Origin of the sequence: Sodalis sp. RH16 (genome assembly GCF_047324245.1) — a bacterium.
Classification (GTDB): domain Bacteria; phylum Pseudomonadota; class Gammaproteobacteria; order Enterobacterales; family Enterobacteriaceae; genus Acerihabitans; species Acerihabitans ligni.
The window spans coordinates 3,124,271-3,149,144 of record NZ_CP178737.1 but is presented as its reverse complement, the minus strand read 5'-3'; the positions used below and the strand labels follow the sequence as shown (position 1 = coordinate 3,149,144).

Below are 24,874 nucleotides of genomic sequence, written 5' to 3'. Positions count from 1 at the left end.
CGGTAATGATTAAAAAATACCTGCAAGTCACTAAACCAGGGATTATTTTCGGTAATTTAATTTCTGTCATCGGTGGTTTTCTTCTGGCCTCAAAAGGCCAGATAGATCACGCCCTGTTTATCGCCACCTTGATCGGTGTCTCGCTGGTGGTCGCGTCGGGTTGTGTTTTCAACAACTTTATCGACCGGGATATCGATAAAAAAATGGAAAGGACAAAAAACCGTGTCCTGGTGAAAGGACTTATCTCGCCGAAAGTCACGCTGGTTTATGCAACCGTGCTGGGTATTGTGGGCTTCGTCTTGCTCTATACGGCGGCTAATCCGCTGGCCATGTGGCTGGCGGTGATGGGCTTTATCGTTTATGTCGGCATTTACAGCCTGTACATGAAACGCAAGTCGGTTTACGGCACCTTGATAGGCAGCCTGTCGGGCGCCGCGCCGCCGGTTATCGGCTACTGCGCCGTCAGTGACAGGTTCGATATGGGGGCGTTGATCCTGCTGCTGATCTTCAGTTTGTGGCAAATGCCCCACTCTTACGCCATCGCCATCTTCCGCTTCAAGGATTATCAAGCGGCGTCCATACCGGTACTGCCGGTGAAACGGGGGATTTCGGTTACCAAACACCATATCACCCTTTATATCATCGGCTTTATGGTGGCCACGCTGATGCTGACGCTTGGGGGATATGCCGGTTACAAGTACCTGATTGTCGCGGCATCGGTAAGCGTCTGGTGGCTGGGCATGGCCTTGCAGGGCTACAAATCAGCCAACGATGATAAGGTCTGGGCGCGCAAGCTGTTTATATTTTCCATCGTCGCCATTACCTCGCTGAGCGTCATGATGTCGGTGGATTTTATGGTCCCGGCGAGTAACAGCTTGTTATCCTATGTATGGTAATTAATGTCTGCTAAGTAGTCTTTTACGGCAAAGCCTTGCTTTGCCGTCCCCCTCGCCCAACCGGCCTCTTTCCCGAATCAATGGCGTTTTGCCGTAACATCTGTTAAAAGACATTCCATTTCCCCCGCTTCAGAATGGCTGTAAAATAACCCGCCTAGGTATCATGAGGTAAGAATGAACGACAATAAAATGACCGGCACCGAACTACGCGCCACCTGGGGTTTGGGTACGGTTTTTTCATTACGGATGCTGGGCATGTTTATGGTGCTGCCGGTCCTTACCACTTACGGGATGGCGCTCCAGGGAGCAAGCGAGGCGCTGATCGGCCTGGCTATCGGTATATATGGACTGGCGCAGGCGGTATTCCAGCTGCCTTTCGGGCTGATTTCCGATCGCGTCGGCCGCAAACCGCTTATCGTAGGCGGGCTATTGGTGTTTGCCCTCGGCAGCGTGATAGCCGCCATGACCGACTCAATATGGGGCGTCATACTGGGACGTGCCCTGCAGGGTTCCGGCGCTATCGCCGCGGCGGTGATGGCGCTGTTATCGGATTTGACCCGGGAACAAAACCGCACCAAAGCCATGGCCTTTATCGGCATCAGCTTTGGCGTTACCTTCGCCATTGCCATGGTGCTGGGTCCGATTATTACCCATGCCCTCGGTTTGCACGCACTGTTCTGGGGTATCGCCATTCTGGCGTTGATGGGTATCGTATTGACCCTGCTGGTGGTGCCTAACGCCGATGCCCATATTCTCAACCGCGAATCCGGCATCGTTAAGGGCAGCTTTGCCAAGGTACTGGCCAATCCCCAGTTATTAAAGCTGAATTTCGGCATCTTCTGCCTGCATGCGTTATTGATGTCCAGTTTTGTCGCCCTGCCCCCCATGATGGTTAACGCGGGACTGCCGGCCGCCGAGCACTGGAAAGTCTATCTGGTGACCATGCTGATTTCGTTCGCCGCCGTGGTTCCCTTTATCATCTATGCCGAAGTTAAAAGGCAGATGAAGCGGGTGTTTATGGGCTGCATTACGGTCTTGATGCTGGCTGAGATCGTTTTATGGTCCGCCGGACTGCATTTGTGGACCATTTTCATCGGCGTGCAGCTGTTTTTTCTGGCGTTTAACGTGATGGAAGCCATATTGCCCTCATTGATCAGCAAAGAAGCGCCGGCCGGTTACAAAGGCACCGCCATGGGCATCTACTCCACCGGCCAGTTTCTCGGCGTCGCGGTGGGCGGCAGCCTGGGCGGCTGGCTGTTTCAATTGTCCGGTGCCGGACTGGTCTTCTTGACCGGGGCGGGAATTTCTCTGATATGGTGGCTGGTAAGCAGCCGGCTGCGTGAACCTCCCTATGTCAGCAGCCTGCGGCTGACCCTGTCCGCGCTGGCGGTAAAAGACGGCGGACTGGAGCAGCGATTGAAATCACAGCCCGGGGTTACCGAAGTGGTGGTGGTGCCGGAAGAGCAGAGCGCCTATGTCAAAATCGATACCAAACGCACCAACCGAATTGAGCTGGAGCGTCTGGTGGACGCGCTATAAATCAGTTGCCTTGCTGCCGGCGGCTATATGACAGCCGAGGAGAGGCTCAGTGACGCGCCGGCGGAAGCGGCTCGTATGAATAGGTATTCCCGGAAAAGAGATTTTTTGCGCTAAAAGGAACTTCCGATATCTCCTCCAAAATGACCCCGATGCGTTTTCTTGGAAATATATATTGTGATATCCCATTGGCGATACTGATGCCCTTGACGCGAAAATACGTTTTCGGCGGATAGAGATATTCCACTTCATCAAGCGCCGTGCTGGCGGCCAGAGGTATAAGCGGGGTGCATTTTTCACCGTTGTCGATTCGATAGATGACTAATGCTTCCAGACCTTTTTCAATTTCCGGGCCGTCTTCCGCGGCCTGTTCAGCAAAAAGCCGCGCAAACGCATCGTCCCCCGACACGCTCATCAGTTGCGGATAATTGGTCACAATGTCCCCCACGATAATATCATGAAGCCAAGGAATGTGGTGGCCCTGCCGGTATTCCGCGATACGCAGATAGCCTCCGCGCTGCCTTGGTATATCCGCGCGCAAAAAAGCCATAAGACCGTCATAAACCTCTTTTTCGTCCGCAGCGAAGGGTAAGCCGTCCCGCAATTTTTGGTTGATCTCGACGTTGATAGGCCTTTTGTTCAAGCGGGTGAGGTTAGGCGAACCGTCACTGTAGCTTCTGACGTCATCTTCAACCAAAGACCAGGTACGTACCGCGGTTTTTTCATTTTCCAGTAATCGGGCAAAGGCGCGCTCATATTCAGTGGCGTCTAGGCTGTTCTGATGCAATGAGATGCCGATTTCCGGAAAAAGCACGGATTCGCTGTCCCCATCGCCGAAGGTTTTAATATAAAATTGCTTAGGTAAATTCTTTTCCGCCCTATAGGCGGCCCGCCAGGACCGTTCAACGCTGCCTGCCGCGCCCCCCTGCGGGTAATGATGCATAGGGGGGCGATTGCCGTGGCCACTGGCTGGCGAAAGTATGACTTCACGCAGTGATTCATGAACGTGTTCCGACAGATGTCTTTGCTCGTTCATCCATTGCCTGCCCTGTATTTTTGCGCCGTGGCCGCCTAACCCCTGGGTTCGAAGATTATCCAGCCTTTTTGCCAAATCAAGGGGGATGGGCACCAAGGTTTTATCGGCGGACAATGTATATTTACGGCCAAAGATATCATTGTTTACGGGGTTTACCCGGACATAGATTTCTTGCCCGCCAGGCGTTTTCTTCTGGAGCTTTACCACCGGCACCTGCAGTCCCGAGGCGGACAAACGTGCCGTATCATAAAGTTTTGCCGGGGAAGTGATGGATTGCCCGATTTTTTTCCTTTGCAGGGCTGCAAAAAGTTTTTTTAGCGCCGGGGCAGATCTGCTTGCAATGCCGACCCCTTTCGTCACCTGTGTGACTATTGCGCCGCTTAATCGCCCGGCCATCTCCAGACCTGGATCGAACAGGCGAAGAAATTCGATGCCCAAGTCGGTTAGTGCCAAACGATTTAGCTCACGGGAGGCGGGCAAGATAGCAAATCTGGAAAGAGCGGGCATCGCTTTTTTCATCGCCATTCGCAGGGATTGCCTGGCGGCAAAACCACTTACCGCCTCACCTAATGCTATCCTTGCACCATAGCCGAAGGTTTTCGCGGCCTGGGTGCTCATCATTAATCCCTTGACCGCAAACGGACCCACCATCACGATATCTGCGCTACAGGCCACGACAGCTTCCTTTTCCTCCGCCGCCAGGAGGTGCATTGAGCAATCATGGAAAGGTATCAAAGATAAGAAAAAAGTCCGGGTCTTCTCCGCCGCCGTTTTTTCATAACCTTCGTTATTCAAACTAACGTATAAAATGTCACGGTGAAGCTGGCTTAACTGTGCCGCCAATACCTTAAGTGATTGCTCGGGCGACTGCAAAAGAGCGCGATCTTCCTTATGCAAAACAAGTCTGACATCTTTATCGAATTCTAATTCAGGGGAAAAATTCTTCAATAACTCAAAATAGGCTTTCAGATCATCATCAGTTCGTTTTATCCGATAGCCGTCTTTTTCCTTGATTAATGCATAGACTCTTTCTTCATTATTTTTACTCGCCGCGAATATATCGACATCCTGCCTTATAGCCAAGTTAACATATTGAGAAAAAGCCAAATAACCCAAGGCTGTTTTTGGTTTAATGCGGTGTGCGAAGCTCACTCTGGTTTTTTTTATCTCCGAAAAAGCCAGAAATTCAAGTTCGCCAACATCGATAGCGGATATCACTTTGTAAATAATCCTTTTATCAACGTTTGCGAATGCGTCGGCAATATCGGCGTTTTGCCTTTCATATATTGAGTCTAGACTCGGCAATGGCCTATCGGCGTTAATAGCCCCGGAGACGACGTCAGCACAGGTTAAGCCGCTATTATAGTATTTATAGTATGAAACGTAGGGTATTTCGTCTTTATTCACTACGTGACAATATGTATCAATCACCTTTTCAGCAAGCTGCGACCTGGTTTGATAGGATGCTAGCGCTTCAGAGAAATAAGTTACCGGATCATTCGCGGCATTGAATTTGTCACAGGCCAATAAATACTCTTCAAGAATAGCTTTTTTTATGCCGGAAGGCTCAATGATATTATTGATATCAATGACGTCATCAGTATCTATGCTATGTTTGACATGATAAAGCATAGCTGGCAACATAAACAATTTAAAAAGGGAAGGGTCAGAAAGACCTTCTTTTAACATGGAGTCCAATACAATACCTAAGGATAATAGCTGACTGGCCGAAATTGATTGCAGATTGATTTCAGCGCCCATGGCAAAGCATAGGCCTGCATGTAGATATCCCCATTCAACAGACCCGATAGAATAGTGCACCGATGGGTCAAGAATAGCATCAAAAAAAAATGTCGGCATAATCGGCAAGAAAATATTATCGGCAATGAACTCTAAGGCGCCCCCCTGCAAACCATCCGACCCGCTCATGCTGGTATTATTTGTAAATCCTTGTCGCACTTTTTGAAGAAGATGAATGGCGAAATTCTGTGGTGAGGTCACGTTACCCAAGGATTCATTTCGGTAGACCTTGATAAATTCATTGACAATAAACGCTTCAATACCTTTCTCAAAAAGCAATGAATGCATCCAGGCAGTCACCGTTTTTTGCTGATTAAATTCGCTCATTTCCTCATTTTTTTTAGCTCCCATCAGACCTGAATGTCTTAGCATACGTCTGGCGACTTTTTCCATTCCATTGCTATTCGTATTAATATACTTCACCACAGCATTAATTAAATCCGCGTTTCCCCACGGCTGTTTGCCATTCATAATATTTTTATTAATCAAAAAACTTTTAATATTTTTTGTGGCCAAGGATCCAGACGGTAAATAAAGAGAAGCTGACTCATCATTGTTTCCGACGCTGCGTCTCAGGTGATGCCTGGGAAAAATGCTATCATGGCTATCGATTTTAACCAAAATCGCATCAGGAAACAGGGTAGTGTCAGCGTTATTATCAGCCGATGCGACCGGCATTCCCAAGACAGACTGGCCGGACAGCGGTCCGGCGCCGCGTTGAAGGGGATTATTCCCTGCCGCGTTAACGTGTCCCAAGCTAGGCTGCATCGGCGAAAAAGCCGATGCGTAGAGTATTTGCAAGGCGAGGTTTGTTAACTTTCCCTTGTGACGGACTTTTGGCGGCGCCAAAGCTATATTTTCCGGCTTTCTTATGCTTTTTAGCGTCTCAAAAAATCGCAATGTTTCTTCATATTCTTGTGGGTTAGCTTCATTGGATAATAATTCTCTATTTATAATATTATCAGATGTTTTATAATCAGAAATATACATAGCAATTCTCTTTGTGAGTTTAATTCAGTTTGACTCTACTTTTTTTTAATAAGCGCCGCCAGAATTTTATTTCACATTAAAGAAATGAGTTTTGTTCTATGCAGAGTGTAATTTCTTTTTTTAATCTATAAAGCTGCTAGAGAAATAGTAGTTTAATCAATTATTGCAAAACAGAACTTACGCGTGACGCCCGGCTGTAAAAAAACCATACCCACGTCTCGATCCCGGCTTGGATTCTCCCCGCCATAACCATAAATCCGCTCTCCGGCAGTGTAGCCAAAGAGCGGAACGCCGATATCTGTTCAGGCCGGGCAGCGGGTAGGGCCCCTCAATCGCGAAAATTGGTGAACTGGAACGGCTGGCCCAGCTCGCCGCCTTTGACCAACGCCATGGCGCCCTGCAAATCATCCCGGGATTTACCGGTGACCCGCACCTGTTCGCCCTGGATCTGCACCTGCACCTTGAGCTTGCTGTCTTTGATCAGTTTCACCAGCTTTTTGGCCAGAGTGGACTCTATACCCTGCTTGAGCTTGGCCTCGATGCTGTAGGTTTTGCCGCTGCGCGCCATCTCGTCGGGCAGTTCGATAGCCCCGCCCTCGATACCACGCTTGGCCAGCTTCTCCCGCAGTATCTCTACCAATTGCTGCACCTGGAAATCGGATTCGCTGGTGGCGGTTATGCTTTGGTTTTTTTCATTCAGCTCAAAACTTGCCGGCACGTTGCGAAAATCCCAGCGGGTGGATAATTCCCGATTGGCATTTTCCACCGCGTTACGAACTTCTTGCATATCTATTTCTGAAACGATATCAAATGAGGGCATAATGTTTCTCTTTCAGTCTCACCATGGCAAGCATCATACCTGCTTGGTTTGCCGGATACAAAAACCAGTGGTCGCCCATTGCCTGCCCCCGGCCGGCGGCAATATGTCCCATATAGCGTAAATGTCTATAATGAAGGCGTCGCACTGCACATGAAGCCGGGTGAAGGCTAAATCTACACAAGGGTTAGGCACATGAATATTACCGTTCTGGGTTGTGGGGCTATCGGCCAACTCTGGCTGGCGGGACTGTTCCAGCAGGGACATACCCTCCAGGGCTGGCTGCGCGTGCCGCAACCCTTTTGCACCGTTGATGTGGTTTCGCCCCTGGGAGAAACCTTTCAACATCAGCTGCCGGCCAATAATACCGCGTTACTGGCCGAGAGCGATTTATTGCTGGTGACCCTGAAAGCCTGGCAGGTTTCCGACGCGATCAGAAGCCTGCTGCCGCAGCTTAAAGCGGACTGCGCCATCTTATTATTACATAATGGCTTGGGCACCCGTGAAGAATTGCCGGCCCTGACCCAGCCCCTTTTGCAAGGCATAACCACCCATGCGGCCTACCGCGGCGGCGATGGCAGCATTATCCATGTCTACAGCGGTACCACTCGTATCGGGCCGCTGACCGCCAATGCTCAATCCATCAGTTCGGTTGCGGAAGTTTTGCACGATGCGCTGCCGGACGTGGCCTGGCATGACAATATCGCCGCTACCTGCTGGATTAAGCTGGCGTCGAACTGCATTATCAACCCGCTTACCGCGGTGTATGAATGCACAAACGGCGAGATCGAGCGTTTCAGCAGCGAAATCGAAGAGTTATGCCGGGAAGTGGCGGCGGTAATGGATCGCGAAGGTTTTCACACCTCCTATGAAAGCCTGCTGCTTTATGTCGGGCAGATTATCAGAAACACCGCCGGCAACACCTCCTCCATGCTGCAGGATATACGCGCCCAGCGCCATACCGAAATTGATTATATCAACGGTTATCTACTGCGGCGCGCGCGGGCGCACGGCATCAATGTCCCCGCCAATCAACGTTTGTATGAACTGGTTAAGCAAAAGGAGAATCGTTATGACCGTCTCGGCACTGGTATGTCTGGCGAATGGGAGTGAGGAGACAGAAGCCGTCACCGTTATCGATCTGCTGGTGCGGGGCGGGATTGAGGTAACAACCGCCGCCGTGAATAACGGCGAGGGGCTTGAAGTCCGCTGTTCGCGGGGGGTGCGTCTGCTGGCGGATACGCCCTTGTCGGCAGTGCTCGACCGATTGTTTGATGTCATTGTATTGCCTGGCGGCGCCAAAGGCGCTGAAGGCTTCCGGGACGATCCACAGTTGGTGGCGACCCTCCGTCGGATAAAAAGTCAGGGCAAGCTGGTAGCGGCAATCTGCGCGGCGCCGGCGCTGGTATTACAACACCATAAGCTGTTCCCCTCCGTCGCCATGACCGGCTTCCCGGCATTGAAGGATCGTATACCGCCGACAGAGTGGCGTGATAAGCGCTGGGTGTATGTGAAGGAGAATAACCTATTGACCAGCCAGGGTCCGGGGACCGCAATGGATTTTTCCCTGAAAATCATCGATATTTTGCTGGGCAGGGCCAAGGCGGCCGAGGTGGCGGAGCAATTGGTGTTGCCCTCGGGTGTGGATAATTACGCTGGCTGAGAGTTTCCCGCGAACGGGGGCGAAGGGGAACGGGCGGCAGCCGGGGTTTTATACTTTCTGCGCCGCCCTATTCCCGTTTACGGCCGGTATACCTTGACGTTGGCAAATCCCTGCTCGCGCAAATAGAGCGCCTGCAGACGGCTCATGACTCCCCGTTCACAGTACAACAGATAGGATTTGCTCTGATCCAGTTCACTGAACAGGGATCCCAGTTTGTAAAACGGCAACGCCTTGACGGGAATATTGTCCAATACCAGCGGCTGGCTCTCCTGTTCATCCACCGGGCGAATATCCAGCACGATATCGTTATCGCCTACCTGGTCCGAGGTTTCAACCTCAACCACATCCTGGTTGGTTTGTTCGATAATCTCCCTGATGTCGATGCTTTGGGCTTCATCAACCGCCCGATCGAGAATGGCAAAATCAAAATTCGCTTCTTCCTGTTCAATACGCTGTTTTACCGCTTTCACCGTCGGGCTTTTGGAAATGACGCCGCAATATTCCGGCATGGTTTTGGCAAAATCCTCGGTGCCGATGCTGCGGGCCAGGTTGATAATATGTTCTTTATCATGGGAGATAAGCGGCCGCAGGATCAAGGTGTCGGAGACATTATCAATCAGGCGCAGATTGGTCAGCGTTTGGCTGGAGACCTGGCCAAGCGCCTCGCCGGTCACCAGCGCCTGGATGCCGTAGCGTTCGGCCATTTTCGACGCCGCCCGCACCATCATGCGCTTGAGCACGACGCCCATTTGCCCGTCGTCCACCTTCTCCAGGATTTCGCCCACTACCGCCGCAAAATCAATGGCGATAAAACGGACCCGGTGGGAGCTGCCGAAGCGGTTCCAGATATGGTGGGCCACCTGCCGGACGCCAATCTCATGGGCCGCGCCGCCGAGGTTAAAGAAGCAGTAGTGCACGCGACAGCCCCGGCGTATCAGCATATAGCTGGATACGCCTGAATCGAAGCCGCCCGAGATCAGGGACAGCACGTCTTCCTGGGTGCCGATGGGGTACCCGCCGATGCCTTCATAGCGTCCGGTGATAAGCAGCAGCCGGTCATCTTCGATTTCAAGATGCACCGTTTCTTCGGGGTGATTGAGCTTGACGCGCGTTCCGGCCACATTCTGGTTCAGTCCGCCACCGACGTAGCGCTCCACGTCCTGCGAGGTAAAGTCGTGGGTGCCACGGCGCTTCACGCGCACGCAGAAGGTTTTCCCAACCAGGCGATCGTGATTCAGCGCCAGGGTTTGCCGGTAGATATCATGCATATCTTCATAGGGATGATCTTCCACCGCCAGGATATGATGGATACCGGGAATACGTGTTAACGCGTCGACAATCGGCGTACGCTGGCTTTCATTCTGGGCGCGGACTTCAACATGGTCCCAGTGGCGCACTACCGCCAGAGATTCGTCGTAATGTTTCAAGACGTTGCGAATATTGCTGGTGAGGATTTTGATAAAGCGCAGCCGTACGGATTGACTCTTTATCGTAATTTCCGGAAACAGTTTGATGATAAACTTCATGGCGATAGTCGTTATGTGATCAGAAAAAGACAACGCATCGGAACACGTCATATAATGAGATATCGGTAATCCCCGGCGCCTGGGCGCGGGCGTTATCAATAGCATCCGAGGCGCGGAGTATATCACCTTCCGTCAGCGGATTGAGGCTCAATTTGCTTATCAGCGCACTCTGGGCTAACGTTGACTGCTTTCATACTCGCAGCCACTCACTATATTGAAAAAAATTATGCCGAAAAAAGCCGAACAGCCCGCCAGTTTTGAAACAGCGCTGAAAGAGCTGGAGCAAATTGTTACCCGTCTTGAATCCGGCGAACTGCCGCTGGAAGATGCGCTGAATGCGTTTGAGCAAGGCGTGCAGCTGGCGCGCCAAGGCCAGCAAACCCTGCGGCAGGCCGAACAGCGGGTGCAGATTTTGTTGAGCGAGGACAAGGAAGCGCCGTTAACGCCATTCACCCCGGATGCGGAATAGGACCATGAGTGATTTTGCCTCGCAGCTCAAGGCCAGCCATGAGCGGGTCAACGGCGCGCTGGATCGCTTTTTTGCGCCGCTGGACCATCGCGAACCGCTGATGCAGGCCATGCGCCACGGTGCGTTATTGGGCGGTAAGCGCCTGCGGCCGTTTTTGGTTTACCGTACCGGGCAGATGTTCGGCCTGTCCCCTGACATACTGGACGCGCCGGCGGCGGCCATTGAGTGTATCCATGCCTATTCGTTGATCCATGACGACTTGCCCGCCATGGATAATGACGATTTGCGGCGCGGCCAGCCCACCTGCCATCGGAAATTTGGCGAGGATACCGCTATTCTGGCCGGAGATGCTTTGCAAACGCTGGCGTTTTCCATTCTGGCTGATGCGACGATGCCGGGGGTGCCGGCCCAGGATCGCCTGCTGATGATATCCGCCCTGGCGCAGGCCAGCGGCGCCCGCGGCATGTGTCTGGGTCAGGCGCAGGATCTGGCGGCGGAAGGTCATCCGGTGACATTGCCGGCCTTGGAAACCATCCACCGGCACAAAACCGGTGCCTTGATCCGGGCGGCGGTAGCGCTGGGCGCACTGGCCGCCGGCGCACCGGGCAAACAGCTTTTGCCCCATCTGGATCGCTATGCCGCCGCCATCGGGCTGGCGTTTCAGGTACAGGACGACATTCTGGACGTTGTGGGCGATACCGCCACCCTCGGCAAACGGCAGGGAGCGGATCAGCAACTGGGCAAAAATACCTACCCGGCGCTGCTTGGACTGGACGGAGCGCGGGCCAAGGCGCTGGCTCTGCATCGGGAATCGTTGTCATCCTTAGAACATGTCGCCGCCCTGGGCTATGATACATCCACGCTGGCGGCATTGGCGCGTTTTGTTATCGAGCGTGACAAATAGCATTTGACGGTTTTATTACCTCAGGTATGAGTATCCAATGAGTCTTGATATAACAAAGTACCCGACCCTGGCTTTAGCTGAAATTCCGGCGCAGCTGCGTCTGATGCCCAAAGAGAGTTTGCTGAAACTCTGCGATGAACTCAGGCAGTTTTTGCTCGACAGCGTGAGTCGCTCCAGCGGCCATTTCGCCTCGGGACTCGGTACCGTGGAACTCACCGTGGCGCTGCATTATGTCTATAACACGCCTTTTGATCATCTGATTTGGGATGTGGGCCATCAGGCTTATCCCCATAAAATCCTTACCGGACGGCGGGAAAAAATTTCCACCATCCGTCAAAAGGGCGGCCTGCATCCGTTTCCCTGGCGCGGCGAAAGCGAGTATGACGTCTTGTCCGTGGGGCACTCATCCACGTCCATCAGCGCCGGGCTGGGCATGGCCGTGGCGGCGGAGCATGAAGGCAAAGGCCGCCGTACGGTCTGCGTGATTGGGGACGGCGCCATTACCGCCGGCATGTCCTTTGAAGCGATGAATCACGCCGGCGACATCAAACCGGATCTGCTGGTTATCCTGAATGATAACGAAATGTCCATCTCGGAGAACGTCGGCGCGCTGAACAATCACCTGGCTCAAATCCTGTCCGGCAAGCTGTATTCCACCCTGCGGGAAGGGGGCAAAAAGGTGCTGTCCGGCATCCCGCCCATTAAAGAACTGGTCAAGCGTACCGAAGAGCACATTAAGGGCATGGTAGTGCCCGGCACCCTGTTTGAAGAGCTGGGTTTTAATTATATCGGGCCGGTTGACGGCCATGACGTGCTGGGGCTGGTGCATACCCTGAAAAATATGCGCGGCAGGAAAGGCCCGCAGTTCCTGCATATCATGACCAAAAAAGGCAAAGGCTACGCCCCGGCGGAAAAAGATCCCATTGGCTGGCATGCGGTGCCGAAGTTCGATCCGCAAATCGGCACGCTGCCCAAGAGCGCCGAAGGCCTGCCCACCTATTCGGCCATTTTCGGCAACTGGCTGTGTGAAACCGCCGCCGCCGACCCTAAATTGATGGCGATAACGCCGGCCATGCGGGAAGGATCCGGCATGGTGCCGTTTTCCCGGCAATATCCGGATCGCTATTTCGATGTAGCCATAGCCGAACAGCATGCGGTCACCTTTGCCGCCGGTTTGGCCATCGGCGGTTATAAGCCGGTGGTGGCGATCTACTCGACCTTTTTACAGCGGGCCTATGATCAGGTGATTCATGACGTGGCCATTCAGCGTCTGCCGGTGCTGTTCGCCATCGATCGCGGCGGTATCGTCGGGGCAGACGGGCCGACCCATCAGGGCGCGTTTGATTTGTCTTTTTTACGCTGTATTCCCAATCTGGTGATTATGGTGCCGAGCGACGAAAACGAATGCCGCCTGATGCTGCATACCGGCTACCATTATGAAGCCGGCCCCAGCGCGGTGCGTTATCCCAGGGGTAACGGCACCGGCGCGGCGTTCTCGCCGCTGGCGCCGCTGGACATCGGCAAAGGGATTATCCGGCGCCAAGGGGAGAAAATCGCCCTGCTCAATTTCGGCACCCTGCTGCAGGAAGCCGACATCGCGGCCCGGCATCTAAACGCTACCCTGGTGGATATGCGCTTTGTGAAGCCCTTGGACGAGGAGTTGATTGAGTCACTGGCCGCCGGCCATGAAGTACTGGTGACGCTGGAGGAGAATGCGGTCATGGGCGGGGCCGGCAGCGCGGTGAATGAATTCCTGATGCGCAAGCGGCTAATGGTGCCGGTATTGAATATCGGCCTGCCCGACCGGTTTATTCCACAGGGCTCCCAGCAGGAAATCCGCGCCGATATCGGCCTGGACAGCGTTGGTATTCTGAGCCAGATACAGCATTGGCTGGCGTGAGCCCTCACCGGCGGCAAGAATAGCGCCTGCCGCACCGGACAATATTCACCGCCGGTAGTCGAGCACCATATCGCCATTGCGCTCCACCGAATCATATCGGCTGAGGTCCAGGGTTCGAAGGGAGGCTACTCCCCGCGGATTGAATTGTTCCCGCCAGGACAGGCCCAGCCGGTAATTTATTTGCAAAGTGATACGATCCTCGCTTTGATCTCCGCTGCCGACGCGCTGCTCAACCGCCAGCGTCAGCAGGGGAATCGGCGTATAATTAAGACCGACAATCAGCGCCCGGGGACTGTCCAACCGTTTATTTTTATCGAACAGCGCCACCCCGTCGCCATAATACTTCTCAAATACCATGCGAGCCCCCAATTGGGGAAAGAACGGCAAATAGGCATCGCCCCGCATATCGTAACCGAAGGCCGGCCGCTCATCAAAATTCTCCAAATCAGGGGAGTGGCTCCAGTTTTTTATTCGGTAATAAAGGTTTGAAGATAATTTAACATAGTGGGTCCAGAGTTCGGCACCCAGGCTCATACGCCGATTTGTGCCGCTAAAATCATTATCGAAGAACGAGTTTAAACCGAACATCCAGTTATTGGTAAACAGGCGGGCGCCGGCGCCCAGATTCAGCGTATTGCGGCTGTCCCGGTGACGACCGCTTAATTGAGTGAACAACATCGTATTTGGCCTGTTATCAAAGGGCACCAGCAGATCGACAGAACTGCCGTTCAAATGAAAATCATCGTCTGCATTAAACTGAAACCGGGCGCTGCCGAATTGACTGGATGATTCCCTGGCCGATTGCGCAAAAGAGGCAAGGTTGGCGGATTTGTCGTCGCCATCGAAGAAAGCCTCCCCGCCGGCCGTTAAACTATCGTTAGCACCGGCAGGGTTATTCACCACGGCCGCCTTAGGGGACGCCGCCAAAAAGAAAGGCACCGTTATAGCTATTATAACCCATGCATACAGGCCGCGGTGAAGTAAAGGATAGAGTAAAAAAGCGTAACCAAGATGAGGATTTTTAATTGGACGATCGGCTGAATCATAAGCCATCCTGTACATATTGACGCCCCCCAAAATAAAGAATCACGAGTTCCCAACACTTAGTATATTTTTATCTAATGCCATATTTAATATACATATTAAAAACACAATTAACAGGATATTATTTTTTATTATTTGTATTGCACAACAATACTTATCTATTATTGATTTAATTTTAAATTAATAGAAGCATGGCTTATTAAAATAAAGGGCAGACATAGGTAATAAAGGCCTGGCAACCTTATTAACGGGAACTAAATTATATAGATATCAAACGAATTATTTAGCAAATTTGAATGGGGAGGAATTATAATACAATCGTATTTAAAATGAATGGCGCCGCCGAGGACTATTCATTGGGCAATAGCGCCAGGGCGGGCCGCCAGATGATTCGCCGACTCTGTTGGTTTTATCTTCCCGCCCGCGGTTGAAGTGAACCCGGAAAAGTCTAAATGTTGAGTTCAGTCCGTCCCGGGCGAAGCCTTACGGCGCATTGGGCTAACCGTCGGTGGATCGGGTTACCTTTTCCCAGGCGTCAATCTCAAGCGCGTATTGCGCCAGTTTGTCCCGTACCAGCGCCAGGGCGTCGCTGCCCAGCAACAAATGGGCGGGGGGCTCCCGGCTTTCAATCAGCCTCAAGATGGCCTGCGCGGCTTTGGCGGGATCGCCGAGCTGATGGCCGCTTTTTTCCTCGCGCGCTTTGCGGATGGGATCGAATATCGCGTTGTAATCGGCGATATTGCGCGGCGAGCGTACCATGGAGCGTCCCGCCCAGTCGGTGCGAAAAGAACCGGGCGCCACGGCGGTAACGGCGATGTTAAACGGCTTCAGTTCCTTGCCCAGCGCCTCGGATATGCCTTCCAGGGCGAATTTGCTGCCGCAGTAATACGCAATACCCGGCATGGTAATGAATCCGCCCATGGAGGTGATATTGACAATATGGCCGGCGCGCCGCTTGCGCATAGAGGGCAATACCGCTTTGATCATCCCCACGGCGCCGAACACGTTGACATCAAACTGGCGCCGCATGTCCGCCAGCGGCGATTCTTCAAAAACCCCCTCATGACCGTAGCCGGCATTATTCACCAGAACGTCGATGGGGCCCAGCAATGACTCGGCATCAGCTATCAGACTATCCATAAGTTCAATATCGGTAACATCCAGTATCCGTCCGAATGCCTGCGCCGGGTTTAATGCTTCGAAGTCGGCCTTTGCCGCCGGGCTTCGTACCGTTCCTATTACCCGATGCCCGTCGGCAAGAGCTGCTTTGGCCAAGGCCAGCCCGAACCCGCTGCTGACGCCGGTTATCAATAGCGTTTTGGCGGCAGTCGGGCCCGTTGTTTTCGCGTTTTCATGTAAAGATGCGTCGTTTTTTACGGAATCATTCATTTTCAACACCCAATAGTGAGAGAGGAGTTGCATGATATCCCGTAGCGAGAATAGAACGGCTGTCTGTTGTTCTGTTTATCTTGCCTAATCCTATGAACAAGTAAATATTCTAGGCAAGCTATGGCATAATGCGCCCAGACGCCGATAAAAGGAAAACAGGATGGAAAAGACCGACGGCAACGACGCCTCGTTGCAGGACCGCATGGTTTCACTGCTGGGGAAATTGGCTCCGGAGGAGGGCTATAACCTGACGGCGCTGCCTGATGTGCGCTTTTTGCGCTCCAACCGTCCGCTAAGCCGCACGCCGGTATTATATGATCCGGGCATCGTGATCGTCTGCCAGGGGAGGAAGCGGGGGTTTTTCGGCGACCGGGTTTATCTGTATGACCGTCAGCATTATCTCGCCGTGTCGGTGCCGGTGCCCTTTACCATGGAAACCGATGCCAGCCCGGAACAACCGCTGCTGGCTATCTATATGCATCTTGATTTCAAGGTGGCGGCGGATTTGATGATCCGCATTGACCAGCGCTACACCGGCGTCCAGGCCAGGCCTCAGGGCATGATCTCCACGCCCATGGACCGGCGGTTCAGCGAATCGGTACTGCGCTTCCTGGAAGCCATGAACCGGCCATTGGAGGCGGAGATCCTCGGCCCGTCCCTGGTGCGGGAACTGTATTACCATGTGCTTACCGGCGAACAGGGTAGTTCTATGCGCGCAGCGCTGCTGATGCAGGGCCGGTTCGGCAAGATTGCCAAGGCGATTGCGCGCATACACGCCTCGTTCAGCCAGGATCTCAACGTCGAGCGGCTGGCCGGCGAAGCGGGTATGAGCGTGCCCACATTCCATAGCCATTTCAAGTCGGTCACCAACACAACGCCGATACAATACCTAAAATCCATCCGCTTGCATCAGGCGCGCCTGCTGATGGTGCGCAACAATATGACCGCGGCGACGGCCTGCCTGGATGTAGGCTATGAAAGCGCGTCGCAATTCAGCCGGGAGTTTAAACGGTTATTCGGCCAAAGCCCGCAGGAGGAAGCCAAACGCATGAAAGCGAATTTCGCCCTGCCCCCGCCGCATACGGCTTCCGGCTTTATCTCGTCGCACTGACCCGTCATCATTCAAGCTGCAGGCGTTCGGCGGCGTTACGCGGCTCATCCATGAGCTCCGCCTTTCCTGGCCGCCGCCACTTTAATCTATCGGTATATCAATGATTTTCCTGCCACTCCCCCGCCACCGCTTCCTGTGCGTCGGGGCGGGATAGCATGGCTGTGGCGATACCGTTCCCCAGCACATTGATACCGGAACGCCCCATATCAAGCACATGGTCGATGCCCATCAGCAGCAAGATACCCGCCACCGGAATATTAAAGCTCGGGATGGTGGCCGCCAGCACCACCAGGGCCGAACGCGGCACGCCGGCGATGCCTTTTGACGCCATCATCAGGGTGAGCATCAACATGGCGACTTCCGCGCCGGTGAGGTGGATGTTGTAGGCCTGGGCGATAAACATCGAGGCAAACGAACAATAGATCATCGAGCCCACCAGGTTGAAGGAGTAGCCCAGCGGCAGGACAAACGAGGCGATATTGTTCGGGCAGCCGAAGCGGCGCAGCTGTTCGAGGGTTTTCGGATAGGCGGCTTCCGAACTGCTGGTGGTGAAAGCCAGTATCACCGGCTCCTTCAGCAGGCTTATCAGCCGGAAGGTGGCGGACTTCAGAACAATATAACAAAAGCCCACCATCATAACGCAGCACAGCAGGATCGCCAGGTAATAGCCGCCGATGAACGACGCGTAGCTTTTCAGGATGCCCAGCCCTTCGTTGGCGATAACCGACGACACGGCGGCGAATATCGCAATGGGCGCCATATACATGACGTAGCCGGTGACCTTGAGCATGATGTGCGATACCACATTCAGACCGTCCGCCAGCGGCTTATTGAATTTCTCCCCCAGCGACGCGCCGGCAATGCCGAAAAACAGCGAGAACACCACGATTTGCAATATTTCATTGTGCCCCATGGCATCAACTATGCTGGTGGGGAAAGTGTGGGCGATAAAGGTTTTCAGGGACATGCCGTCGGTGGCCAGTCCGGTATTCACCGCCTGCGCCGGCACCTGCAGATTGAGGCCCGCCCCGGGCTGGATGATACTCACCACCGCCAGGCCCAGCAGGATCGAGACGACCGAGGAGGAGATAAACCAGAGAAACGCCTTGCCGCCCAAAGTTCCGATGGCGGAAGTGTCTCCCATGCTCATGATACCCACCGTCAATGTGGTAAAGACCAAAGGCGCGATAACCATTTTTATTAAGCGGAGGAAAACGTCGGTGAGCAGCGCGACGTTATCGGCATAGGCGCGAGCGCTGTCCACAGACGCAAACTGATGAACCAGAGCGCCGACGATGATGCCCAGCACCATGAATGCCAGGATGAAAGTGGTTAACTTGTTAGATTTAGACATATATTTCCCGCTGATCAGTTCCCTGAAGCGTATATAGTGGTGAGAAGATAAGATTTAGTCGCATAATCATCCTTGATGAAGAATAAATTTCCCTGCAGCACATCAAAAAAACGAAACAAATAAAATCATTAACCGGTTGACTGCCGGTTGCACATCGCATTTACCATCGCCTCCGATGGTTAAACGCCGCTATAATAAATTCATTAAGGCACCGCCGCCTATCCAGGAGATAATCATGCAGTTTACCACGCTCGGCCAGACCAATCTTCGTGTTTCCCGTTTATGCCTCGGCTGTATGACATTTGGCGATCCCGCAAGGGGCAAGCATGCGTGGACCCTGCCCGAAGAGAGCTCGCGGCCGCTGATCAAACAGGCGCTGGACGCGGGCATCAACTTTTTCGATACCGCCAATAGCTATTCCGACGGCAGCAGTGAAGAAATCGTCGGCCGGGCATTAAAGGATTTTGCCCAGCGGGATCAGATCGTGCTGGCCACCAAAGTGTTTAACGAAATGAGCAATTTGCCCAAGGGGCTGTCGCGTAAAAAAATCATGCAGTCCATTGACGATAGTCTGACCCGTTTAGGGACCGACTATGTGGATCTGCTGCAAATCCATCGTTGGGATTACGATACCCCGCTGGAAGAGACCCTTGAGGCGCTGCACGATGTGGTGAAGGCCGGCAAGGCGCGTTTTATCGGCGCATCGTCAATGTACGCCTGGCAATTTGCCCGCGCGCTATATACGGCGGATTTGCACGGCTGGACCCGGTTTGTCACCATGCAGGATCAATATAATCTGATCCAGCGCGAGGAAGAGCGGGAGATGCATCCGCTGTGCCAGTTTGAAAATATCGCTGTTCTGCCCTGGAGCCCGTTGGCCCGCGGCAAGCTGACCCGGCCCTGGGGTGAGACCACCGCCCGATCGGTTTCAGATGAGGTGCTCACGGCGATGTATACCCGTACTGAAGAGGTGGATGCCCGTATAGCCGAGCGCGTGGGCGTGATAGCCGATACCCGCGGCGTTTCCAGGGCGCAGGTCGCGCTGGCCTGGGTGTTGAGCAAGCCGGCGGTGACCGTCCCGATTATCGGCGCATCCCGTCCGGATCAATTCGCTGATTTGGTCGGTGCTCTGGATGTGACGCTGGACGAGCAGGACATTGCCGAGCTGGAAACCGCCTATGTCCCGCATTATCCGGTGGGATTTGCCTAGACGGTCACATCAGCACGGTTTCCCTTTAACAGGCTCGCTGCGCGTTCGGTGATAGCGGGCTTACCGCGCTGTGGGGCGCTCGGTCGGGCGGGAAAACCACGCCCGATTCGACCCCATCAGCACGGTTTCCCTTTAACACGATCTATTCATGTCCGGTGTTTAGGATGTTGCGGAGGGCTGCGGTATCGGCTTAAAACAAAGGCCAATGGTGGCCCAGCATATAGATCAGCCCGGCGCCGACGATGCCGGCGATGATATCGTCGATCATGATCCCCACGCCGCCGTGAACTTCACGATCGAACCACCGGATGGGCCAGGGCTTCCAGATATCCAGCACGCGAAACAGCAGAAATCCCGCCAGCACCCAGCGCCAGTCGTTCACCGGCAGGGCCATCAGGGTAATCCACATTCCGACAAATTCATCCCAGACGATGCAGCCGTGATCGTGCACGCCCATATCTTTGGCGGTTTTATGGCAGGCATAGATCCCCAGGCAGATGGCCAGCATCACCACCAGGGAGTAAAGCTGCCAGGGCAGGAAAGTCATCAGGCACCAGATAGGTATGGCCGCCAGCGAACCGACGGTGCCCGGCATCCAGGGAAACAGTCCGCTGCCGAAACCGGTGGACATCAGGTGCCAGGGATTACGCAGTTTGATCCGGCTGATGCCGAGCGTCACTTCGCTGGTCATGGCGTCACTCCCGGTTGAAATGGTCATAACCGTGCCAATCAAGGTCTACCGGTTGATTATCCCGCAGTAGCTGCAGGCCTTCGCTGCGGGGTCCGATTTGGCCGATGCAGGTAAAATCCGCGCCCGCATGTCCTAACGCCACATCCAGCGCGCCGCGATTGATTTCGGGCACGGTAAAGCAGAGTTCATAATCTTCCCCGCCGCTGAGCGCCCAGCGCAGCGCCTGGTCCGGCGAGACCTGGCGGCGCAGGGCGGTGGAATAAGGCAGATCTTCCAGATGGATGCGCGCGCCGCAATCGCTGCGGTCGAGAATATGCCGCAGGTCCGATATGAGGCCGTCCGATAAATCAATGGCTGAGCTGGCCAGATCCCGCAGGGCCTGACCTTGCAAAATGCGCGGCTGCGGCCGTAAATGGCGTTCAAGGAGGTATTGCCGGTCGGGGGCGGCCGCCACCATAAGCCGGTCTTGCAGTACGGCCAGGCCGGCGGCGCTGTCACCCAGGGTGCCGGTGACATAGATCCAGTCGCCGATGCGGGCGCCGGATCGAAGAATGGCGCGCCCGGCGGGAATCAGCCCCTGGATGGTCAGGGTCAGGCTCAGCGGGCCGCGGGTGGTATCACCGCCCACCAGCTGCATGCCGTAGTAGTCCAATTGCTCAAACAGGCTGTCGCTAAAGGCGGCCAGCCAGTTTTCATCCATCTCCGGCAGGGTCAGCGCCAGCGAAAGCCAGGCGGGATCGGCCCCCATCGCGGCCAGATCGCTGAGATTAACCGCCAGGGATTTATAGCCGAGATCCGCCGGCGAAATCGTCGGCAAAAAATGGATGCCCGATACCAGGGTATCGGTACTGACCGCAATCAGCCGTTTTTCATCAACCGACAACAGGGCGCAATCGTCGCCGATGCCCATCACGACATCACGGCGTGCGCTTTTTACCCGGTCGAAATAACGGGCAATCAGATCGAATTCGCCACAGGCCATAACCTATCCAAATTGAGTTGTCCCGCTACCGCGGCGCACGCCGGATCAAGCATTCTCACCCGCCGTGCTACCTGCGGTTGGGGCGGATATAGGGCGCCGCCTTGTCCAGTACGCCGTTGATGAATTTGTGGCTCTCTTCCGCGCCGAACGTTTTGGCCAGTTCAATGGCCTCGTTGATCGCCACTTTGTAGGGCACATCCTGGCGTTTGCTTAACTCGTACAAGGCCAGGCGTAAAATAGCCCGTTCCACATGGCCTAACTCGTCAAGCTGGCGTGAAAGATAAGGGGCCATCAGCTGATCCAGCTCCGCCGCATGCGTCGCCGTACCTGAATACAGCTCGCGAAAATAAGCGATATCAACGTCCGTGACATCCTGTTCCGCCAGGAACTGGACTTCAATTTCGGCAATATCGTTATGAGATACTTGCCATGCGTAAAGCGCCTGGACGACACATTCACGGGCACGGCGACGAGCAGCAGGTTTCACAAAATTCCCCTTTACTTACGCGTTGATAGCTTTCAGTACGTTAATCATTTCAAGTGCGGTCAATGCGGCTTCCGCACCTTTGTTGCCGGCCTTGGTGCCGGCCCGTTCAATCGCCTGTTCGATGCTTTCCGTGGTCAATACCCCGAACGCCACCGGCAATACGCTGTCCAGGGCCACGCGGGATAAGCCGGTGCTGCATCCGCCGGCAACGTATTCAAAATGCGCTGTGCCGCCGCGAATAACCGTGCCCAGCGCCACCACGGCATCGAATTTCTTGCTGTCCGCCAGCGCGCGGACCGCCAACGGCAATTCATAGGCCCCGGGGACCCAGACCACGGTGATATTGTCGTCTTTCACCTGCCCGATACGTTTCAGGGCATCGATGGCGCCTTCAAGGAGGCTGTCGTTGATGAAATGATTGAAACGCGCAATCGCGATCGCTATACGGGCTTGTGGAGTGGCAATAACACCTTCGATAACGTTCATGGCTTTCCTTCAGTTGGCAAATGGCGATAATTGCCCCAAGAGGGGGCGGATTCTAACATATTCTTTTGTCCGCTGCGCGGGCCAATTAATCCGCGTAGCCAGGTTTAAGCCGTACCCGGATATCCGGTCCGACCTGGCATAAATCCGCCACCGTAAACGACGGCGACTGCGCCAGGCGCTCAAGCCCCGGCAGGACGCACAGCCCCCTGCCCCCGTCCCCCAGCAGCCGGGGAGCCAGGTAAAGGATAAGCTCATCCACCAGCCCCGCCTGCAGCAGCGCACCGGCCAGAGCGGCGCCGGCCTCGACCCAGACGCTGTTTATCTGGCGCCGGGCCAATTGCATCATCAGGATCACCAGATCGATGCGGGGGTTATCGGTATCTCCCGCGGGCATGGCGATTTGTTCAACGGATGACGGCCAGGGCTGGTTATCCGCCGCCAGGCGGGCCAGCCAGGTTTGCCCCTCCTCGGCTATCAGCCGGTGGGCCGGGGTTACGCGGTTACGGCTGTCGATAATCACCCGCACCGGCTGGCGCAATTCGGACTGGGGATAACATAAGCGGACCTGTTCCGGCAACGAGTGCCAGCGAACGGTCAGGGCGGGATCGTCCGCCAGCACCGTGGCGCTGGTGGACAGGATTGCGGAGCTTTGGGCACGGAAAGATTGCACATCTTCCCGCGCATGGGTAGAGGTTATCCACCGGCTTTCGCCGGAAGCCATGGCGGTGCGTCCATCCAGCGATGCGGCCAGTTTCAGCCGGACATAAGGGAAACCGGTGCGCATGCGCTTTAGAAAACCCAGGTTCACCTCTTCCGCCTCGGCCATCATCAATCCGTGACGGACATCGATACCCGCCTGCCGCAGCAGGTGCATGCCCCGCCCCGAGACCTGGGGATTCGGATCCTGCATGGCCACTACTACCCGCGCCACGCCCGCCGCAATCAGCGCATCGGCGCAGGGAGGCGTCCGGCCTTGATGGCTGCAGGGTTCCAGCGTGACGTAGACAGTAGCGCCCCGAGCCGCCTCACCGGCCATGCGCAGGGCATGCACTTCGGCATGCGGCTCGCCGGCGCGGTAGTGAAAGCCTTCGCCGACAATCTTGCCGTCCCGCACGATGACACAGCCGACATTCGGATTCGGCGTGGTGGTAAAACGTCCGCGGCGGGCCAGTTCAAACGCTCGCGCCAGGTAATATTCATCCTGCTGCATAACACCACCTTAATCCTGAAGACGGGCAATCTCTTCGCCAAACTCCCGTACATCCTCGAAGCTGCGATACACCGACGCGAAACGGATATAGGCCACCTTATCCAGCTTTTTCAGCGCGTCCATCACCAGGTTCCCGATCATTTTGCTCGGAACTTCCCGTTCGCCGGTGGCGCGCAGCTGCGATTTGATGTGGTTGATGGCCATTTCCACATCGTCGGAATTGACCGGCCTTTTTTCCAGCGCCTTCAAAAAGCCGCCGCGTAATTTATCTTCATTGAATGGCTCCCGGATATCATTGCTTTTGATTACCCGGGGCAATACCAGCTCCGCCACCTCGAAGGTGGTGAAACGCTCGTTGCAAACCAGGCATTGCCGGCGGCGCCGGACTTGGGAACCATCCCCCACCAGACGGGAATCAATGACTTTGGTATCGACTGCGGAACAAAAAGGACAATGCATAAAGCTTCCTGTGCGGCTGATAGGGGTATGCTAGTTTAGCGCGAACTGTGGCGACAACAAAGGCCCTTCCCCGGCCGCAAGCAAAGGACTCGGAATTCTCCTGCCTTTCAGTTCATGACTTTTACGGTGTTCCGGGCTAAGCTGTAATTTATCGGCAGAATAAGGAAACTGTTGCTATGACAATCGCTTACCGCCCGGCCTGTGTTGTTGTCGCCCTGCTGTTGCTTGCCGGATGCGCCAGACAACCGAACGCTAACGCCCCCGCCCTGAAGAACGAAATGGGCCAGTTGAACCAGCGGCTGGATTACCTCAACAACCAGGTGTCGGCATTGATGCAGCAGAATGCCCTTAACGCGCAGTCCACCAGCGGCGTGTATATTTATCCCGCCGCCCAAACCGCCGCCGAGGTGGAAAGCCAGGTCGGCAAGCTTCAGGTATCGCTGAGCCCGATTGAAACGGAAGCAAATGGTTCAAGGACGCTAATGCGTATCCGCACCACCGACAATCAGCCGTTGACGCCTTTCTCCGCCACGGTGGATTGGGGCCAGGTGGATCCCGCAACCGGCAAACCCCTGACCGCCGATGCCCTAAGCCAGTCCATTGTGGTGCCCGCCTCGCTGCTGCCGAAATCCGACGCCGCCATCGAGCTGCGCCTGAGCGGACTGGCGCCGGAACAGGTGGGTTTTGTCCGGCTGCACGATATTATCAAAATATCCCCGGATTCCCCACCGCCCCCCGACGCCGTCAAGCCACTGTCCCAGCAATAGCGGCGGATATAATAAACCCCGCCGAAGCGGGGTGGGCTTGTTGGCAAAGTGCTCGGTCGGGGCAAACCGCCAGATCGTAAACACGCCGTAAATACCTCCTTGTAGGCTCGATCCGCGCCATCCTTGGCGCGGACGGTTTACTCTTCT

At 54.6% G+C, this 24,874-nt stretch carries 22 protein-coding genes; 10 read left to right on the top strand and 12 right to left on the bottom strand.

What is annotated here, in order from left to right:
* Positions 1-5 precede the first annotated feature (5 nt).
* Complete coding sequence (cyoE, locus tag ACL2XJ_RS14460) at positions 6-896, top strand: heme o synthase (RefSeq protein ID WP_132922942.1); 891 nt, start codon at positions 6-8, stop codon at positions 894-896.
* 174 nt (positions 897-1,070) lie between these two features.
* Positions 1,071-2,435, top strand: a complete 1,365-nt coding sequence (locus tag ACL2XJ_RS14455; RefSeq protein WP_413723632.1) for an MFS transporter — start codon at positions 1,071-1,073, stop codon at positions 2,433-2,435.
* Positions 2,436-2,481: 46 nt separating this feature from the next.
* On the opposite strand, the gene ACL2XJ_RS14450 is transcribed toward ACL2XJ_RS14455, so the two are convergent.
* Positions 2,482-6,258 carry a hypothetical protein gene (locus ACL2XJ_RS14450; RefSeq protein ID WP_413723631.1) on the bottom strand — a complete coding sequence of 1,259 codons (3,777 nt, stop codon included), beginning with the start codon at positions 6,256-6,258 and terminating at the stop codon, positions 2,482-2,484.
* 328 nt (positions 6,259-6,586) lie between these two features.
* Positions 6,587-7,078 carry a YajQ family cyclic di-GMP-binding protein gene (locus ACL2XJ_RS14445; protein ID WP_132922945.1) on the bottom strand — a complete coding sequence of 164 codons (492 nt, stop codon included), beginning with the start codon at positions 7,076-7,078 and terminating at the stop codon, positions 6,587-6,589.
* Between the two features lie 192 nt (positions 7,079-7,270).
* Here ACL2XJ_RS14445 and panE point away from each other — a divergent pair, with 192 nt between their 5' ends.
* Positions 7,271-8,188: a 2-dehydropantoate 2-reductase gene (panE, locus tag ACL2XJ_RS14440; protein ID WP_413723630.1), complete on the top strand. Its 918-nt coding sequence runs from the start codon at positions 7,271-7,273 to the stop codon at positions 8,186-8,188.
* The gene (gene yajL, locus ACL2XJ_RS14435; RefSeq protein ID WP_413723629.1) at positions 8,148-8,738 is read left to right on the top strand and encodes a protein deglycase YajL; all 591 of its coding nucleotides are present in this window, start codon (positions 8,148-8,150) and stop codon (positions 8,736-8,738) included. Before panE ends, yajL begins: the two co-directional genes overlap by 41 nt.
* 77 nt (positions 8,739-8,815) lie before the next feature.
* On the opposite strand, the gene thiI is transcribed toward yajL, so the two are convergent.
* On the bottom strand, positions 8,816-10,264 hold the full coding sequence (gene thiI / locus ACL2XJ_RS14430) for a tRNA uracil 4-sulfurtransferase ThiI (protein WP_203522404.1): 1,449 nt from the start codon (positions 10,262-10,264) through the stop codon (positions 8,816-8,818).
* Positions 10,265-10,490: 226 nt separating this feature from the next.
* On the opposite strand from thiI, the gene xseB reads away from it, so the two are divergent.
* Genes xseB through dxs form a run of 3 tightly spaced genes read left to right on the top strand, consistent with a single transcriptional unit; the run spans position 10,491 to position 13,537 of the window.
* Entirely contained in the window at positions 10,491-10,733 is a 243-nt protein-coding gene (xseB, locus tag ACL2XJ_RS14425) for an exodeoxyribonuclease VII small subunit (RefSeq protein WP_413723628.1), read from the top strand.
* A 4-nt stretch (positions 10,734-10,737) separates the two neighbouring features.
* Positions 10,738-11,637 carry a (2E,6E)-farnesyl diphosphate synthase gene (gene ispA / locus ACL2XJ_RS14420; RefSeq protein ID WP_413723627.1) on the top strand — a complete coding sequence of 300 codons (900 nt, stop codon included), beginning with the start codon at positions 10,738-10,740 and terminating at the stop codon, positions 11,635-11,637.
* A gap of 37 nt (positions 11,638-11,674) precedes the next feature.
* Positions 11,675-13,537: a 1-deoxy-D-xylulose-5-phosphate synthase gene (gene dxs / locus ACL2XJ_RS14415; protein ID WP_132922951.1), complete on the top strand. Its 1,863-nt coding sequence runs from the start codon at positions 11,675-11,677 to the stop codon at positions 13,535-13,537.
* A gap of 45 nt (positions 13,538-13,582) precedes the next feature.
* Here the strand turns inward: dxs and ACL2XJ_RS14410 are convergent, their stop codons facing one another.
* Together ACL2XJ_RS14410 and ACL2XJ_RS14405 are read right to left on the bottom strand one after the other, a co-directional pair.
* Entirely contained in the window at positions 13,583-14,437 is an 855-nt protein-coding gene (locus ACL2XJ_RS14410; protein ID WP_413723626.1) for an inverse autotransporter beta domain-containing protein, read from the bottom strand.
* Between the two features lie 642 nt (positions 14,438-15,079).
* Positions 15,080-15,970 carry an oxidoreductase gene (locus ACL2XJ_RS14405; RefSeq protein ID WP_413723625.1) on the bottom strand — a complete coding sequence of 297 codons (891 nt, stop codon included), beginning with the start codon at positions 15,968-15,970 and terminating at the stop codon, positions 15,080-15,082.
* Positions 15,971-16,130: 160 nt separating this feature from the next.
* On the opposite strand from ACL2XJ_RS14405, the gene ACL2XJ_RS14400 reads away from it, so the two are divergent.
* Positions 16,131-17,081, top strand: coding sequence for an AraC family transcriptional regulator (locus tag ACL2XJ_RS14400; RefSeq protein ID WP_243701450.1), 951 nt, complete (start codon positions 16,131-16,133; stop codon positions 17,079-17,081).
* Positions 17,082-17,178: 97 nt separating this feature from the next.
* Here ACL2XJ_RS14400 and ACL2XJ_RS14395 read toward each other — a convergent pair whose 3' ends face one another.
* Positions 17,179-18,435, bottom strand: a complete 1,257-nt coding sequence (locus ACL2XJ_RS14395; RefSeq protein ID WP_132922954.1) for a dicarboxylate/amino acid:cation symporter — start codon at positions 18,433-18,435, stop codon at positions 17,179-17,181.
* Between the two features lie 235 nt (positions 18,436-18,670).
* Here ACL2XJ_RS14395 and ACL2XJ_RS14390 point away from each other — a divergent pair, with 235 nt between their 5' ends.
* Positions 18,671-19,645, top strand: coding sequence for an aldo/keto reductase (locus ACL2XJ_RS14390; RefSeq protein ID WP_132922955.1), 975 nt, complete (start codon positions 18,671-18,673; stop codon positions 19,643-19,645).
* A 190-nt stretch (positions 19,646-19,835) separates the two neighbouring features.
* Here ACL2XJ_RS14390 and pgpA read toward each other — a convergent pair whose 3' ends face one another.
* The 6 genes from pgpA to nrdR all read right to left on the bottom strand — a co-directional run bounded on the left by pgpA (position 19,836) and on the right by nrdR (position 23,960).
* Positions 19,836-20,336, bottom strand: coding sequence for a phosphatidylglycerophosphatase A (gene pgpA, locus ACL2XJ_RS14385; protein WP_132922956.1), 501 nt, complete (start codon positions 20,334-20,336; stop codon positions 19,836-19,838).
* 4 nt (positions 20,337-20,340) lie between these two features.
* A complete protein-coding gene (thiL, locus tag ACL2XJ_RS14380; protein ID WP_413723624.1) occupies positions 20,341-21,318 on the bottom strand; it encodes a thiamine-phosphate kinase in 978 nt (325 codons plus the stop codon).
* 67 nt (positions 21,319-21,385) lie between these two features.
* Positions 21,386-21,805, bottom strand: a complete 420-nt coding sequence (gene nusB, locus ACL2XJ_RS14375; RefSeq protein WP_132922958.1) for a transcription antitermination factor NusB — start codon at positions 21,803-21,805, stop codon at positions 21,386-21,388.
* 15 nt (positions 21,806-21,820) lie between these two features.
* Complete coding sequence (ribE, locus tag ACL2XJ_RS14370; RefSeq protein WP_132922959.1) at positions 21,821-22,291, bottom strand: 6,7-dimethyl-8-ribityllumazine synthase; 471 nt, start codon at positions 22,289-22,291, stop codon at positions 21,821-21,823.
* An 85-nt stretch (positions 22,292-22,376) separates the two neighbouring features.
* Positions 22,377-23,501 carry a bifunctional diaminohydroxyphosphoribosylaminopyrimidine deaminase/5-amino-6-(5-phosphoribosylamino)uracil reductase RibD gene (gene ribD / locus ACL2XJ_RS14365; protein WP_132922960.1) on the bottom strand — a complete coding sequence of 375 codons (1,125 nt, stop codon included), beginning with the start codon at positions 23,499-23,501 and terminating at the stop codon, positions 22,377-22,379.
* 9 nt (positions 23,502-23,510) lie between these two features.
* Positions 23,511-23,960 carry a transcriptional regulator NrdR gene (nrdR, locus tag ACL2XJ_RS14360; protein ID WP_132922961.1) on the bottom strand — a complete coding sequence of 150 codons (450 nt, stop codon included), beginning with the start codon at positions 23,958-23,960 and terminating at the stop codon, positions 23,511-23,513.
* A 176-nt stretch (positions 23,961-24,136) separates the two neighbouring features.
* Between nrdR and ACL2XJ_RS14355 the strand changes: the two genes are divergently transcribed.
* A complete protein-coding gene (locus tag ACL2XJ_RS14355; RefSeq protein ID WP_203522410.1) occupies positions 24,137-24,727 on the top strand; it encodes a DUF3251 domain-containing protein in 591 nt (196 codons plus the stop codon).
* Positions 24,728-24,874: the final 147 nt, after the last annotated feature.